Raw genomic sequence first — 15,908 nt, 5'->3', positions numbered from 1 at the left:
TTTTAGTTATTAGAAAAACGTTCTCAGTACTGGGAGCGTTTTTCTTGTCTTAAAATGTTAATTTGTAATATTTCAATTACTTGAAGATAATTATTAGCAATTATTTAACTTTCTTTTTTATATTTGACATTCCCCAATCAAATGTTATAAAATTAGTTCAGCTAGAAATAAATATCAATCAAAAGTTGTAATTACTGCTTTGGAAATATTTAGAAATAAAATTAAGAAATAAAAATAGAATACTATGTCTGGTATATTGGCAGTTATTGGTAAAGGAAAAGACCCGCAGCTCGTAAAAGAACTTTCTAAAAGAATGGCGCACAGAGGTCCTGATGAAAGTGATTTTCATATTATGAAAAATGGCAGTATAATCTGCCATGAAAGCTTGTCGATTATTGATTTGAAATCGGGGAAACAGCCAATTCAGGGAACTAAAGATGCCTGGATGGTGCATGATGGTGAAATTTATAACTATCAGGAACTAAAAGACGGAATTTTAAAAGATCATACTTTCAGAACCAAATCTGACTCAGAAGTCATTGTACACTTGTATGAAGAATTCGGACGTGATTTTTGCAATAAATTAGATGGTGACTGGGCTTTTGTAATTGTAGACGGAGACGATTATATTGCAGGAAGAGACCCAATGGGAGTAAAACCTTTGTATTATGGTTTGGATGAAAGAGGAAGGATTTATTTTTCTTCAGAAATGAAACCTATTGCAGATCAATGTAAAACCTTTTCGACTTTTCCTCCGGGACATTATTATACACCAAAAACAGGTTTTGTAAAATATTACCAACCTGAATATGAAGATTATGAAAAAGCAGTTGAAGATCTTGATTTGTCTTTGATAAGAGAAAGTTTAACAGAAGCTGTTAGTAAACGTTTGATGAGCGAAGTGCCAATAGGAGTTTTACTTTCTGGAGGTTTAGACTCGTCCTTGATTGCTGCAATAGCCTGTAGAGCTATAGGAAGTGGTAAAAAACTTCAGTCATTTTCAATTGGTTTAGATGCTGATGCGCCAGATGCAAAAGCGGCCAGAAAAGCAGCTGAATTTTTAGGAACAGAACATCATGAAATTCATTTTTCTGTTGAAGATGGAATCAAACTTCTTGAAAAAATAATTTGGCATATCGAAACTTATGACATAATCTCTGTAAGAGCGAGCGTGCCGATGTACCTATTATCTAAAGCAATAGCAGATAAAGGCGTAAAAGCTATTCTTTCAGGAGAAGGCGCCGATGAAATTTTTGGAGGTCATTTATATTTTAGAAATGCACCATCAACAGAAGAATTTCAAAAAGAAAGTATCGAAAGAGTTCAAAAATTATTTACAGCAGATTTATTACGTGCAGATAAATCAACAATGGCAAATGGTTTAGAAACAAGAATTCCGTTTTTAGATAAACATTTTCTGGATGTTACCATGTTAATAAGACCAGAAGAAAGACAGCCAAAAACATACGACGGAGTAGAAAAATATATTTTAAGAAAAGCATTTGATACACCTGAAGATCCCTATTTACCACATGAAATTTTATGGCGTCAGAAAGAACAATTTTCTGATGGAGTAGGATATAGCTGGATTGATGAATTAATCGAATACTGCGCCTCTCAGGTATCAGATAGCCAATTGGCAGGTGCAACGGCAGAATTTCCATATAATTCGCCAACAACCAAAGAAGCTTATTTGTACAGATCTATTTTTCATAAATATTATCCACAAATTAGTGCAGCGCAAACCGTTCGAAAATGGATTCCGAAATGGCAGGAAAATCAGGATCCAAGCGGACGAGCAAATGCGGCTCACTTAAAAGGAAATTTTGAAAAAGCAAAATCAGGAATTACTGTTTAATAAAAAATTCAATCCCGAAGCTTCGGGATAAATTCCAGGTTCCAATTTTAAACGTTTAAAAAACCGAAATAAGATTTTAAATTATTTCGGTTTTTTTATGTTATTCCTATTTTTGGAATTTGGAATTTAAGAATTTGGAATTTAAAATTGAGTATTAGATTTATTTTTAGGTTTTTCAGACAATTGTGTTAATAACTTACGAGCTTTAAATGGGATTTTAACGGATATATAATTTGCGTTTTTATATATTTGCGTGTTAGACACTAATTACATTTTTTAGAATAAATTATATGAGCGAAGAAATCAAGAAGAACAATTATTCAGCAGATAGTATTCAGGCATTAGAAGGAATGGAGCACGTAAGAATGCGTCCATCGATGTATATTGGAGATGTGGGGGTTCGAGGTCTACATCATTTGGTTTATGAGGTTGTTGATAACTCTATTGATGAGGCAATGGGAGGGCATTGTGATACTATTGGTGTTGCAATTAATGAAGACGGTTCGGTAACAGTTGAAGATAACGGTCGTGGTATTCCAGTTGATTTACATAAAAAAGAAGGCGTTTCAGCACTTGAGGTTGTAATGACTAAAATTGGTGCCGGAGGTAAATTTGATAAAGATTCTTATAAAGTTTCAGGAGGTTTGCACGGTGTTGGGGTTTCTGTAGTAAATGCGCTTTCTGTTCATATGAAATCTACGGTTTTCAGAGACGGTAAAATCTACGAACAAGAATACGAAAGGGGAAAATCATTATATCCAGTTAAACAAATTGGAGAAACAGATAAAAGAGGTACACGCCAGACTTTTTATCCGGATGATACCATCTTTACTCAGACTACTGAGTTCTCTTATGATACATTATCAGCGCGTATGCGTGAGCTTTCTTTCTTAAACAAAGGAATCACAATTACCTTTACAGACAAGAGAGAAGTCGATGACAAAGGTGAATTTAAAGTAGAAGTTTTTCATTCTGACGAAGGTTTAAAAGAATACATCCGTTATTTGGATGGTAACCGTGAACCAATCATTTCTCATGTAATCAGCATGGATAATGAAAAAGGTGAAATTCCGGTTGAAGTTGCCTTGATTTACAATACAAGTTATACAGAGAATATTTTTTCTTATGTAAATAATATTAATACACACGAAGGAGGAACGCATTTACAAGGTTTTAGAAGTGGTTTGACAAGAACCCTTAAAAAATACGCAGATGCCTCTGGAATGCTGGATAAATTAAAATTCGAAATTGCGGGAGATGACTTCCGTGAGGGATTAACAGCGATTATTTCGGTAAAAGTTGCAGAACCACAATTCGAAGGTCAGACAAAAACTAAACTAGGGAACAGAGAAGTAGTTTCTCCGGTTTCTCAGGCAGTTGGAGAAATGTTAGAGAATTATTTGGAAGAAAATCCAAATGATGCCCGTATCATTATTCAGAAAGTAATTTTGGCTGCTCAGGCCCGTCACGCTGCTAAAAAAGCGCGTGAAATGGTACAACGTAAAACCGTTATGGGTGGCGGTGGATTGCCGGGAAAACTTTCAGATTGTTCTGAGCAGGATCCTGCAAGATGTGAAGTTTACCTTGTCGAGGGAGATTCGGCTGGTGGAACAGCAAAACAAGGTCGTGATCGTAACTTTCAGGCGATTTTACCATTGCGTGGTAAAATCTTGAATGTTGAAAAAGCGATGCACCATAAAGTATTCGAAAACGAAGAGATCCGTAACATTTTTACCGCTTTGGGAGTTACTGTAGGAACTGCAGAAGACAGTAAAGCATTAAATCTTGAAAAACTAAGATATCATAAAGTAATCATCATGTGTGATGCCGATGTCGATGGTAGTCACATTTCTACCTTAATATTAACGTTCTTCTTCCGTTTCATGAAAGAATTAATCGAAGAAGGTCACGTATATATTGCAGCACCACCTTTATACTTAGTTAAAAAAGGAAATAAAAAAGAATACGCATGGAATGACGTTCAACGTGATCAGGCAAATGAGAGAATGGGAGGAAGCGCAGCTATTCAACGTTATAAAGGTCTTGGAGAGATGAACGCGGAGCAATTATGGGAAACTACAATGGATCCAAGCTTCAGAACTTTACGTCAGGTAACTATTGATAGTCTTGCAGAAGCCGACAGAGTTTTCTCAATGTTGATGGGAGACGAAGTACCACCTCGTAGAGAATTTATCGAGAAAAATGCAGTGTATGCAAATATCGATGCATAATAAAATCTAATTCATCAATTCGTTTAATTGTTTAAATTTACTTAGACAATTAAACGAATTGTCGATTTATAAAATAAACAAATTAATTAATAACCGATAAAGTATAAAATATGAAAGTTACCATTGTAGGAGCAGGAAATGTTGGAGCTACATGTGCAGATGTTATTTCTTATAGAGGAATTGCTAGCGAAGTAGTGTTGTTGGATATTAAAGAAGGTTTTGCCGAAGGGAAAGCATTAGATATTATGCAATGTGCCACAAATACAGGATTTAATACCAAAGTATCTGGCGTAACCAACGATTATTCAAAAACTGCCGGAAGTGATGTAGTAGTTATTACATCAGGAATTCCGAGAAAGCCGGGAATGACTCGTGAAGAACTTATAGGTATAAACGCAGGAATTGTAAAAACAGTTGCTGAAAACGTATTAAAATATTCACCAGACACCATAATAGTTGTAGTTTCTAATCCTATGGATACTATGACATATTTAGCTTTAAAAGCAACCGGAGTACCAAAAAACAGAATTATAGGCATGGGCGGAGCGTTAGACAGCTCACGTTTCAGAACTTATTTGTCTTTGGCTTTAGATAAACCGGCAAATGATATTTCAGCAATGGTTATTGGAGGTCACGGTGATACAACCATGATTCCGTTAACGCGTTTAGCATCGTATAACGGAATTCCGGTAACAGAATTTCTTTCAGATGAAGCATTGCAAAAAGTAGCTGCTGATACAATGGTAGGAGGAGCAACACTTACAGGCCTTTTAGGAACTTCTGCATGGTATGCGCCAGGAGCTTCTGTAGCGTATTTGGTTGATAGTATTTTAAATGACCAAAAGAAAATGATTGCTTGTTCTGTTTTTGTAGAAGGAGAATATGGTCAAAATGATATATGCATTGGAGTACCTTGTATAATTGGTAAAAACGGAGTAGAAGAAATTTTAGATATCCAGTTAAACGACCATGAGAAGGCATTGTTCGCTAAAAGTGCAGATGCAGTTAGAGGCATGAATGATGCTCTAAAATCGATTTTAGTATAATAAAAATGATAAAAAAAGGAGAAGGCTGCACTTTTGCAGTCTTTTTTTTGAGATTAATTAATAAATAAATTGGTTAATCTTTTCGTTAATTATATATTTGCTCGATTTAAAAAAAATGTGGTAATTCGTGATTTAGTTTTTTAGTTTTAAAAAAATGATGTCAGGGCTTATTTTATGGGACTTTAAAACAAAAACAAACAATAAAACATAATTAATTTTTAGTAATAATGCAGAATAAAGGACTTATTAAATTTTTCGCAATTCTATTTGCATTGGTAAGTATTTACCAACTTTCGTTCACTTATGTGGCAAGTAATGTCAAAAGTGAAGCTAAAGCTTTTGCAGGAGATAATCCTGATAAAGAGCTAAAATATTTAGATTCTATTGGTAAAGAAAAAGTGGTGAATCTTGGATTTACGGATTTTACTTATAACGAAGTAAAAAACAAACAAATCAATAAAGGTCTTGACTTAGAAGGAGGAATCAACGTTATTCTTCAAATTTCTATTAAAGACGTTTTAAAAGGATTAGCAAACAATTCTAAAGACCCAATTTTTAATAAATCTTTAGCTGATGCGACTGCAAATTTAGAAGGAAATAAAACTTATTTAGATAAGTTTTTTGAAGCTTTTGACGCAAATTCAAACGGAACTAAAAAATTAGCATCTCCTGAAATTTTTGCTAACAGAAACTTGCAAGGAGATGGTGGTATAGCTTTTGAAATGACTGATGCACAAGCGCAAAAAGTAATTAGAAAAAAAGTAGATGAGTCTATCGAAAGTGCTTACAAAGTATTAAGAGAGCGTATAGATAAATTTGGTGTTACACAACCAAACATTCAAAAATTAGGTGCTTCTTCTGGAAGAATCTTAGTTGAATTACCTGGAGCTAAAGATGTTGATAGAATTAAGAAATTATTAGGTGGAAAAGCTCAGTTAGAGTTTTGGGAAACTTATAAAATGGAAGAAATCGGAAACTTTTTAGTAGCTGCAAACGAAGCTTTAAAAAAGACCGAAGTTAAAGTAAAAGAAACTAAAACAGTTGCTCAAGATTCATTGAATGCTTTATTAACTGATAATTCTAAAGATTCTACTGAAGCTAAAAAAGGAAATAATCCGTTATTTGACAAAATTTTAGGTCAGGGTGGCGGACCAGTTTTAGGTTACTTTGCACCAAAAGATACTGCTAGTGTAAATGCATATTTTAAAAGATCAGATATCAGAGTTTTATTAGCTGCTGATCAACATTATGCGAAATTTGTTTGGAGTAAACCAACTACTATAAAAGACGCTAAACAAAAAGATATTGAAGTTGTTGAATTATACGCTTTAAAAGGAAACAGAGACAATATCCCGGCAATGAACGGTGGTCTTGTAACTGATGCAAAAGATACATTTGACCAAATGGGTAAACCAGCTGTTTCCATGCAAATGAACAGTCAGGGAGCTAAAGTTTGGGAAGAATTAACAGGAAGAGCTTTTTCTCAAAAAAGTTATATCGCTATTGTTTTAGATGATATCGTATATTCTGCTCCTGGAGTTACTAGTGGTCCAATCGCAGGAGGAAGATCTGAAATTACAGGTTCATTTGATGTAGCTGAAACTAAAGATTTAGCTAACGTATTAAACGCAGGTAAATTACCAGCTTCTGCAGATATTATTCAATCAACAGTTGTAGGACCATCTTTAGGACAGGCAGCAATTGATGCGGGAACAATCTCATCTGTATTAGGATTTTTATTAGTTTGTTTATGGATGGTATTCTATTATGGTAAAGCTGGTTTATATGCTAATCTTGCATTATTATTAAACTTACTTTTCTTATTTGGAATTATGGCAAGTTTTGGTTTTGTATTAACATTGCCAGGTATTGCAGGTATCGTATTAACATTAGGTACGGCGGTAGATGCTAACATTATTATATTTGAAAGAGCAAAAGAGGAATTGCGTGAAGGTAAATCTTTATCTGAAGCAGTTGCTACATCTTACGGATGGCATGGAGCTATGCGTTCTATCATTGATGCGAACGTAACACACGTTTTAACTGGAGCAATCTTGTTTATTTTTGGAACAGGACCAATCAAAGGTTTTGCTTTAACTTTATTAATTGGTATCGTAACTTCAATGTTTACATCAATTTTTATCGCTAGAATTTTCATTGACAGAAATATTGCTGGAAAAGGTGATTTAACTTTCTCTACAAACATTACTAAAAACTGGTTTACTAATTTCCACTTTGACTTTATTAAAATCAAAAAATTCACTTATATCTTCTCTTCTATTGTAGTTGTAGTAAGTTTAGTTTCTATCTTCTTCGTTAATGGATTAGATCAGGGTGTTGATTTTGTTGGAGGAAGAACTTTCCAGGTTAAATTTGAAAAACCAGTTGATGCAACTGTAGTTTCAGATGAATTATCTGCTGCTTTCGGAACTCCTGTTGAAGCTAAAATTTTAGGAGATGATGATCAGTTAAAAATCACAACAAAATACAAAATCCAAGAAGATGGAGTAGCAGTTGATTCAGAAGTAAATCAAAAATTATACGATGCATTAAAGAAATACTACCCTAATACTTCTTACGATAAATTTACCAACACGTATGATGGTAAAACAGTTGGAGTATTACAAGCTTCTAAAGTTGGAGCTTCTATCTCTGAAGATATCAAAACAAACTCATACTGGGCAGTTCTTGGAGCTATGGCAGCAATTTTCTTATACTTAATGGTATCTTTCCGTAAATGGCAATATTCATTAGGAGCGATTGCAGCTGTTGCGCATGACGTAATCTTTGTATTAGGAATTTACTCTTTATGTTATAAATTCATGCCTTTCCACATGGAAATGGACCAACACTTTATCGCTGCAATTCTTACCGTAATTGGTTACTCAATGAACGATACTGTAATTGTATTTGATAGAATTAGAGAGTTCATCATCGGAAACCGTAAAGGAAGTTTCGAAGATATCGTAAATGCTTCTATTAATACTACATTATCTAGAACATTGAATACTTCATTAATGATGATCATTGTATTATTGACAATGTTTATCTTCGGTGGAGAATCAATTAGAGGATTTATCTTCGCTATGTTAGTTGGTATTGTTGTAGGTACTTATTCTTCATTATTTATCGCTACACCAGTATTGGTTGACACGATTTCTAAAGATGATAAACACACTATTGAAGACAAGCATAATAAAGCATAATTAATTGCTTAAATATATTTAAAAAGATCCAGTGAAAACTGGATCTTTTTTTTTGTATTATATTTAAACCAATTAAAAGCGATTTATGATTAGAAAATTATTCTTTGGTCTACTATTTCTTACGTGCTTCTTTAAGATGTATGCGCAAACACAGCAAAGCAATTTTGCTATTGGTTTTAATTACGGATTTGGAAGTGAATTCAATAATAAAAATTATACGTTTACAAATCATTTTTATAAACTCGAATTATATTATAATCTAAAGGAAACGAAGCATTTTCAATATGAAATTTTACTTCAGCCCGAAGTTAATTTTGGCACACATCAATTATTGAATTTCTATTTTGTAAAGCCTGAGGAACCTGATTATATTGAAAAAAGAATTAAATATACACAGTTAAAACATATTCATGAATATGTTTTAAATATCGGTTTTTTGGTTAGGAAACCTGTTGGTAAAAGTTGTTCTTTTTATGTTTTAGGAAGTATTGGACCGATGATTAATGATACCGAAACAGAAAGAATGTCTGAAGGTTTTGCTTTTGCTGATGTTTTGGCCGTTGGTTTTTCTGTAAAAATGGAAAGAATTCAATTTGATATAAGGCCAAGTGTCAGACATGTTTCAAACGCTGGTTTAGGAAACAGTAATGCAGGTTACAACACTAAAAATATTGAAATGGGAATTTCATATTCTCTATAAAAAAAATCCCGACATTGTAAAATGTCGGGATTTATATTTTATATAGTTTTGAACTTCAAATTTAAGAAGCTGCTAAAGGGTTTCTTTTGGCTCTGATGATAAAGAAAAGTCCAATAATGATGAAAGGTATACTTAGCCATTGTCCTGTTGAAAACATACCTAATTCCTCTTCAATTCCGCCTTGACTTTCTTTTACAAACTCTACAATAAAACGTACTACAAATAAAAGTACTAAAAACAATCCGAATAAATAACCTGATCTAAGTCTTGCATTAGTTTTCCAGTATAAGAAATACAAAATTGCGAATACAAAGATGTAGCAAAATCCTTCATATAATTGCGTTGGATGTTTTGCAGGAACCTGTGCTAATAAATCTGCAAATTTAGGATCGTGTACAATTGCATTATATGCTTCCTTAGGATTTGCGATCTGTGTTTTTTGTACCGCTTCAGATTTACTAAATTTATCATGTAAAAAACGAATTCCAAATGCAGAAGTTGTTTCGTGACCTATAATTTCTGAATTGAAAAAATTTCCTAAACGAACAAAAATAGCACCACTGGCAACCGGAATTACAACTCGGTCTAAAATCCATAATAACGGACGTTTTAAGATCATTTTGCTGTAGTAATACATGGCAATAATAATCGAAATTGCAGCTCCGTGACTTGCTAATCCTTGAAAACCTGTGAATTCGAATTTTGGTTCGAATCTAAAAGGTAAAAAGATTTCAAGCAAATGATTTCTGAAATATTCCCAGTCATAAAATATAACATGGCCTAAACGTGCGCCAATTAAAGTAGCTAAAACAGTCCATACAAATAATGAATCTAATTTGTCAAGAGATTCGTTCTCACGTTCGAAAATCTTTTTCATTAGGAACCAACCTAATCCAAAGGCGATTACGAACATTAAACTATAGTAGCGAATCATAAAAAATCCTAAATCGATTCCTTCAGAAGGATTCCAGATGATATTTAAGGCGTGTGTCATATTATATTGTTTAGTATTGTAAAAATAAATATTTAAAAAACAGTAAGTCTTTATTTAAGGTTAATCTTTATGTGAACATTTCTTTTCAGGAACAGGATCGTAACCGGTTCTTCCCCAGGGATGACAGCTCAAAATGCGTTTTATTCCTAAATAACCGCCATAAAATAATCCATGAGTTTGTAATGCCTGAATCATATATGTCGAACAGGTTGGTTCGAACCTGCAGCTCGCGGGTGTAAATGGCGAAATTGCAGTTTGATAAAAACGTACTAATAAAACAAATGGAGTAATTACTTTCATGATTTATTAGAAATTGAATTTATTATATTGAAAAGCTTGTGCCTTCTTTACCATCTTTCAACTGAATGCCTAAAGCAATCAACTGATCACGAATTTGATCAGAAAGCGCAAAGTTTTTATCGGCTCTAGCCTGATTTCTCATTCCGATAAGCATATTTACAACACCTTCTAATTTATCATTATTGCTGTCAGCTGCTTTGTCGTCACTCAATCCTAAAACATCAAAAACAAAAGCGTTAATTGCTGCTGTAAATGTTTTTAAGTCATCTGACGAAATAGTTTCTTTTCCTTCTTTTAATAAATTGATAAAACGAACAGCTTCAAATAACTGCGCAATTAAAATTGGCGTATTAAAATCGTCGTTCATTGCATCGTAAGACAACTGTTTCCAGGATGCGATATCTATAGAACTTGTTGCACTTGCTGAAATACCCGATAAAGCATCAACAGCCTCCATCAATCTTTTATAACCTTTTTCAGCAGCCACAATCGCATCATCAGAAAAATCTAAAATACTTCTGTAGTGCGCTTGTAACATAAAGAAACGTGTTACCGAAGCCGAAAAAGCTTTGCTTAAAATATTGTTATCTCCGCTTAAAATTTCGCCCGGTAAAATATTATTTCCGGTAGACTTTGCCATTTTTTTACCATTTAAAGTAAGCATATTGGCGTGCATCCAGTAATTTACCGGAGATTGACCTGTACAAGCTTCGTTTTGAGCGATTTCACATTCATGATGAGGGAATTTTAAATCCATTCCACCTCCGTGAATGTCAAAATGATTCCCAAGATATTTGGTGCTCATTGCAGTACATTCTAAATGCCAACCCGGAAAACCATCACTCCAAGGAGAAGGCCATCTCATAATATGTTCTGGTTCTGCTTTTTTCCAAAGCGCAAAATCTTGTGGGTTTCTTTTGTCTGACTGACCATCAAGATCACGGGTATTAGCTAACATATCTTCGATATTTCGGCCGCTTAAAACTCCGTAATTATTGGTTTCATTGTATTTTACGACATCAAAATAAACCGATCCGTTGGCTTCATAACCAATTCCGGTATCGATAATTTTTTTGATGATTTCGATTTGCTCAATAATATGCCCTGTTGCCGTTGGTTCGATGCTTGGCGGTAAAAAGTTGAATGACTTTAAAATGTCATGAAAATCAACTGTATAACGTTGAACAACTTCCATTGGTTCTAATTGTTCTAAACGTGCTTTTTTGGCAATTTTATCTTCACCTTCATCAACGTCGTCTACAATATGCCCAACATCAGTAATGTTACGAACATAACGCACTTTATAATCAAGATGCAAAAAGTATCTGAATATCACATCAAAAGACATAAATGTTCTCACATTTCCTAAGTGTACATTGCTATAAACTGTAGGTCCACAAACATACATTCCAACATTTCCTTCATGGATTGGTTTGAAATTTTCTTTTTCACCCGAAAGCGAATTGTATATTTTTAGATGTTGACTTGTATATAAAGGCATATTCGTTTTTGCTGTTTAATCGTTTATTTGTTTAACCGTTATTTGTTTAATCGTGTAAACGTTTTTTTGTTTTTTAATTATCTGCGTTTTTATTCTTTTGAAAGATAGTATTTTTTTAAACTATTTATCTGATTGCAGATTTTTTCAATTTTTTCACGCGATGCTAAATATTCTGTTTCAGATACATAATTTAAATCTTTAGAAATTATTAAATGATTTAAAGTTTCCATTGCAGATGAATAGGAGATCGTTAAAAAATGAGCTTTATCTTTATTTGTATTTCTCGAAGTTCCTTCTGCAATATTAGTAGCAATCGATGATGAGCTTCTTTTTATTTGAGAAGTTATTCCGAATAATTCATTTGATGGAAATTTACTAGTTAATTTATAAATATCCAAAATAAACATTCTTGCATTTTGCCAAACCTCTAGTTTTTCAAATGAAAAAACATACATATATTCTGGTTTAATTGTTTTATCGTTTATTTGTTTAACTGCTTTCGAATAAACGGTTTAACAAATAAACGATTAACCAAATATTTAAAATTGCGTTTCCAATTTAATGTAATCTAAAAACTCTCTTTTAGTTTGAGGATCTTTGAATTTTCCACCAAATTCAGACGTTACAGTGCTGCTTTCGATATCTTTAATTCCTCTTGAGTTTACGCAAAGGTGTTTTGCATCAATAACGCAGGCAACATCTTCTGTTCCTAGTGCTTTTTGCAATTCCTGAACAATTTGCATTGTTAAACGCTCCTGAACTTGAGGTCTTTTAGCATAATATTCTACAATACGGTTCATTTTGGATAAACCAATAACTCTTCCGCTTGAAATATAAGCTACGTGTGCGCGTCCTATAATGGGTAATAAGTGGTGTTCGCAGGTAGAATAAACGGTAATGTTTTTCTCGACTAACATTTCACCGTATTTGTAATTATTCTCAAAAGTTGAAGCTTTTGGCTGTTTTGCAGGGTTAAGACCACCAAAAATCTCCTTAACAAACATTTTTGCTACTCGGTTTGGAGTACCTTTTATGCTGTCATCCGTCAAATCCATTCCAAGAGTTTGGAGAATGTTTTCGACATCTTTTTTAATTTTTTCTATTTTTTCTTCATCAGTTAAATCAAAAGCATCCTCTCTTAGAGGGTTTTTTGCATTACTGCTGAAATGACTGTCACCTATTTCGTCTAAAAAATCTTCGTTATTTATCATTAAAAACTACTATTATAATGGGTATATCTTTTTAAGGCGGTAAAGATAATTAATAAAAAGGAAACCTTTTCTATCGTTTTTACTATTTAATCGATAGTTTTTGGATATAATTTAAATTAAAACCCAATCTGTAATTTTTATAAAATAGAAAAGGCAATAACGGGAAGTTATTGCCTTTTTATGAATGTGCTTTTTATTTAAAATTATCTTTTGTTATAAACCAAAAGAGCTTCTTTTAAAATATTTACAGCAGTAACTAAATCTTTCTTATTCAATACATAAGCAATTCGAACCTGATTTAAACCCATTCCCGGAGTTGAATAAAATCCGGCAGCAGGAGCAACCATAACAGTTTCTCCGTTTAAATCGTAGCTTTCTAAAAGCCATTGTGCAAAATCATCAGCATTTTCTATTGGCAATTGTGCAATGCAATAAAAAGCCCCTTTTGGTTTGGTTACAATAACGCCATCAATTTTGTTTAATTCTGTAATTAAAGTGTCACGACGGCTTTTGTATTCTGAAATTACTTCATCAAAATAACTTTGCGGAGTATCTATAGCAGCTTCACACGCAATTTGTTCAATAGTTGGCGGACTCAATCTTGCCTGGGCAAATTTCATAACGGTTGCCAAAACAACCTTGTTTTTAGTAACCAAACATCCAATTCTGGCGCCACACATACTGTAACGTTTTGAAACTGAATCGACCATAATTACATTTTGTTCAACACCTTCTAAATTCATTACCGAAAAATGAACATCGTCTCCATCGTATAAAAATTCACGATACACTTCATCAGCGATTAAATATAAATCATGCTTTTTAATCAAACTTGCTAATTGTTTGATTTCTGATTCAGAATACAAATAACCTGTTGGATTACCTGGATTGCAAATTAAAATAGCTTTGGTTTTTGGCGTAATTAATTTCTCAACAATATCAATACTTGGCAAAGCAAAACCTGTTTCAATATCTGAAATTACAGGAATTACCGTTGCACTGGTTGATGATGCAAATGCGTGATAATTAGCATAAAAAGGCTCAGGAATAATAATTTCGTCTCCCGGGTCTGTAATTGTGGCCAATGCAAACAATAAGGCTTCTGAGCCACCAGTGGTTACAATGATGTCTTCTGAGTTAACATTTACGTTTTGGCGTTGGTAAAATTTAGCTAATTTTTTTCTATAACTTTCATATCCGGCTGACGGACTGTATTCTATAATACTTAAATCAATATTTTTTACCGCCTCGATGGCCACTTCGGGTGTCTTAATATCCGGTTGACCAATGTTTAAATGATACACTTTTTTTCCTTGTTGTTTTGCACTATCTGCATAAGGAGCAAGTTTGCGTATCGGTGATTCGGGCATGTTTTTGCCTTTGTTGGAAATTGTTGGCATGTGTTTTATTATTGAAGTGCAAATTTGCATTTTTTTTTCGAATTTAACGTAAACATTAAGGGGACTTGTAAAAATCTAACAATTATAAATATATTTACTAATTTTATAATAAAATATTGTCAATGAAAAAATATATTGTGTTGTTTTTTGGGCTTTTCGTACCTTTTTCACTTTTGGCGCAAAATGATTTTTTGATAGAAAACCATCGTAATAAGGTAATTATTCCATTTCAATTGATAAATAATCTCATCTTTATTCCTATAAAAGTGAATGGGGTAGAACTAAATTTTTTGCTTGATTCCGGAGTTGAGGAAACAATCTTGTTTAGTATGGAAGAAAAGCAGGAAGTTAGTTTTAATAACATAGAAAAAATAAAACTCAGAGGTCTTGGAAGTGAACAGGAAATAGAAGGGTTAAAATCGACCAACAATGTTTTAGAAACTCATGGCATAAAATCCAGCAATCATATGGTTTATATTATTCTGGATCAAAGTTTTAATTTATCCTCGCACATTGGTATTCCGGTAAACGGTATTATTGGACATAAATTTTTTAAAAATAATTTAGTTGAAATCAATTATCAGAGAAAGAAAATTATAATTCATTCTAATGATGAAGAAAGCAGAAAGAAACTGGATAGAAAATTCAGGTCTGTGCCAATAACAATCGAAAGATCAAAACCATACATTTATACAACTGCAGTAACAGATGGTACAGAAATACCGGCTAAATTGCTTATTGATATTGGAAATAGTGATGCATTTTGGGTTTTTGAAAATAATAGAATAAAATTGCCTAAAAAGAATTTTCCTGATTTTTTAGGAAAAGGCTTTAGTGGAGATATTGAAGGCCATCGGGCAAAAATTGAAAAATTTTCTATTGCAGGTTTTGATTTTAAAAATCCGATTGTCTCTTTTCCTGATTCAACATCAATTCGAAATGTAAAAATGGTTCCCGATCGTATTGGTTCTGTTGGAGGAGAAGTTTTAAAGCGATTTACTTTGGTTTTAGATTATGCAGACCGAAAGTTATATCTTAAAAAGAATAGTAAATTTTCAGAACCCTTTACTTATAACAAAAGCGGAATCACAATTCAGCATAATGGTTTGCAATGGGTGCAGGAAACTGTTCGTTTAGAAATGGTGCAAGTGGCAACATCAATTAATGAAGCCGATTCAAATTCTAAAAACGATAATTTTAGATATAAGTTTTTATTAAAACCTGTTTATGAAATTGTAAATATCCGGAAAAATTCTGCTGCAGAAAAATGCGGTTTGCAAAAAGGAGACATTATTGTAAGCATCAATAAAGTATTACCGTACCGATATTCATTGCAGCAAATAAACAATTTATTGAAATCTGAAAATGATACCTGGATTAATTTAGAAGTCGAACGAAATAGCTTGATTTTAAAATTTAGGTTTAAATTAGAAGATGAATTATAATTCTATATAATCTCAG

Annotated in this window: 12 protein-coding genes; 6 read left to right on the top strand and 6 right to left on the bottom strand. The window is 33.0% G+C overall.

Going from position 1 to position 15,908, the window contains the following annotated elements:
* Positions 1 to 244 precede the first annotated feature (244 nt).
* From asnB to GKZ86_RS10900, 5 genes are all read left to right on the top strand, one after another.
* Entirely contained in the window at positions 245 to 1,858 is a 1,614-nt protein-coding gene (asnB, locus tag GKZ86_RS10920) for an asparagine synthase B (protein WP_154783143.1), read from the top strand.
* Between the two features lie 290 nt (positions 1,859 to 2,148).
* Positions 2,149 to 4,089, top strand: coding sequence for a DNA topoisomerase (ATP-hydrolyzing) subunit B (gyrB, locus tag GKZ86_RS10915; protein ID WP_154783142.1), 1,941 nt, complete (start codon positions 2,149 to 2,151; stop codon positions 4,087 to 4,089).
* A gap of 110 nt (positions 4,090 to 4,199) precedes the next feature.
* Complete coding sequence (mdh, locus tag GKZ86_RS10910; protein WP_154783141.1) at positions 4,200 to 5,135, top strand: malate dehydrogenase; 936 nt, start codon at positions 4,200 to 4,202, stop codon at positions 5,133 to 5,135.
* A gap of 227 nt (positions 5,136 to 5,362) precedes the next feature.
* Entirely contained in the window at positions 5,363 to 8,341 is a 2,979-nt protein-coding gene (gene secDF, locus GKZ86_RS10905) for a protein translocase subunit SecDF (protein ID WP_154783140.1), read from the top strand.
* A gap of 85 nt (positions 8,342 to 8,426) precedes the next feature.
* Positions 8,427 to 9,041: an acyloxyacyl hydrolase gene (locus GKZ86_RS10900; RefSeq protein ID WP_154783139.1), complete on the top strand. Its 615-nt coding sequence runs from the start codon at positions 8,427 to 8,429 to the stop codon at positions 9,039 to 9,041.
* 61 nt (positions 9,042 to 9,102) lie between these two features.
* Here the strand turns inward: GKZ86_RS10900 and lgt are convergent, their stop codons facing one another.
* From lgt to GKZ86_RS10870, 6 genes are all read right to left on the bottom strand, one after another.
* Positions 9,103 to 10,035 (bottom strand): prolipoprotein diacylglyceryl transferase, encoded by a 933-nt coding sequence (lgt, locus tag GKZ86_RS10895; protein WP_154783138.1) that lies wholly within the window; start codon positions 10,033 to 10,035, stop codon positions 9,103 to 9,105.
* 60 nt (positions 10,036 to 10,095) lie between these two features.
* Complete coding sequence (yidD, locus tag GKZ86_RS10890) at positions 10,096 to 10,335, bottom strand: membrane protein insertion efficiency factor YidD (RefSeq protein WP_154783137.1); 240 nt, start codon at positions 10,333 to 10,335, stop codon at positions 10,096 to 10,098.
* 22 nt (positions 10,336 to 10,357) lie between these two features.
* On the bottom strand, positions 10,358 to 11,836 hold the full coding sequence (gene cysS, locus GKZ86_RS10885; protein ID WP_154783136.1) for a cysteine--tRNA ligase: 1,479 nt from the start codon (positions 11,834 to 11,836) through the stop codon (positions 10,358 to 10,360).
* Between the two features lie 89 nt (positions 11,837 to 11,925).
* Positions 11,926 to 12,291, bottom strand: a complete 366-nt coding sequence (locus GKZ86_RS10880) for a four helix bundle protein (RefSeq protein WP_154783135.1) — start codon at positions 12,289 to 12,291, stop codon at positions 11,926 to 11,928.
* An 84-nt stretch (positions 12,292 to 12,375) separates the two neighbouring features.
* Complete coding sequence (gene folE / locus GKZ86_RS10875; RefSeq protein WP_154783134.1) at positions 12,376 to 13,047, bottom strand: GTP cyclohydrolase I FolE; 672 nt, start codon at positions 13,045 to 13,047, stop codon at positions 12,376 to 12,378.
* A gap of 203 nt (positions 13,048 to 13,250) precedes the next feature.
* Positions 13,251 to 14,447, bottom strand: coding sequence for a pyridoxal phosphate-dependent aminotransferase (locus GKZ86_RS10870; protein WP_154783133.1), 1,197 nt, complete (start codon positions 14,445 to 14,447; stop codon positions 13,251 to 13,253).
* Positions 14,448 to 14,569: 122 nt separating this feature from the next.
* On the opposite strand from GKZ86_RS10870, the gene GKZ86_RS10865 reads away from it, so the two are divergent.
* Positions 14,570 to 15,892 (top strand): PDZ domain-containing protein, encoded by a 1,323-nt coding sequence (locus GKZ86_RS10865; protein WP_154783132.1) that lies wholly within the window; start codon positions 14,570 to 14,572, stop codon positions 15,890 to 15,892.
* Positions 15,893 to 15,908 lie beyond the last annotated feature (16 nt).

Source organism: Flavobacterium sp. LC2016-13, assembly GCF_009707955.1.
Lineage (GTDB): Bacteria > Bacteroidota > Bacteroidia > Flavobacteriales > Flavobacteriaceae > Flavobacterium.
Note: the sequence above shows the minus strand (reverse complement) of the source record. Positions and strands in the feature narration are given on the sequence as shown.

Excerpts from the sequence above, each read along its gene's own strand:
- asnB (WP_154783143.1), top strand. The coding sequence starts at position 245 with ATGTCTGGTATATTGGCAGTTATTGGTAAAGGAAAAGACCCGCAGCTC.
- gyrB (WP_154783142.1), top strand. The coding sequence starts at position 2,149 with ATGAGCGAAGAAATCAAGAAGAACAATTATTCAGCAGATAGTATTCAG.
- mdh (WP_154783141.1), top strand. The coding sequence starts at position 4,200 with ATGAAAGTTACCATTGTAGGAGCAGGAAATGTTGGAGCTACATGTGCA.
- secDF (WP_154783140.1), top strand. The coding sequence starts at position 5,363 with ATGCAGAATAAAGGACTTATTAAATTTTTCGCAATTCTATTTGCATTG.
- GKZ86_RS10900 (WP_154783139.1), top strand. The coding sequence starts at position 8,427 with ATGATTAGAAAATTATTCTTTGGTCTACTATTTCTTACGTGCTTCTTT.
- lgt (WP_154783138.1), bottom strand. The coding sequence starts at position 10,035 with ATGACACACGCCTTAAATATCATCTGGAATCCTTCTGAAGGAATCGAT.
- yidD (WP_154783137.1), bottom strand. The coding sequence starts at position 10,335 with ATGAAAGTAATTACTCCATTTGTTTTATTAGTACGTTTTTATCAAACT.
- cysS (WP_154783136.1), bottom strand. The coding sequence starts at position 11,836 with ATGCCTTTATATACAAGTCAACATCTAAAAATATACAATTCGCTTTCG.
- GKZ86_RS10880 (WP_154783135.1), bottom strand. The coding sequence starts at position 12,291 with ATGTATGTTTTTTCATTTGAAAAACTAGAGGTTTGGCAAAATGCAAGA.
- folE (WP_154783134.1), bottom strand. The coding sequence starts at position 13,047 with ATGATAAATAACGAAGATTTTTTAGACGAAATAGGTGACAGTCATTTC.
- GKZ86_RS10870 (WP_154783133.1), bottom strand. The coding sequence starts at position 14,447 with ATGCCAACAATTTCCAACAAAGGCAAAAACATGCCCGAATCACCGATA.
- GKZ86_RS10865 (WP_154783132.1), top strand. The coding sequence starts at position 14,570 with ATGAAAAAATATATTGTGTTGTTTTTTGGGCTTTTCGTACCTTTTTCA.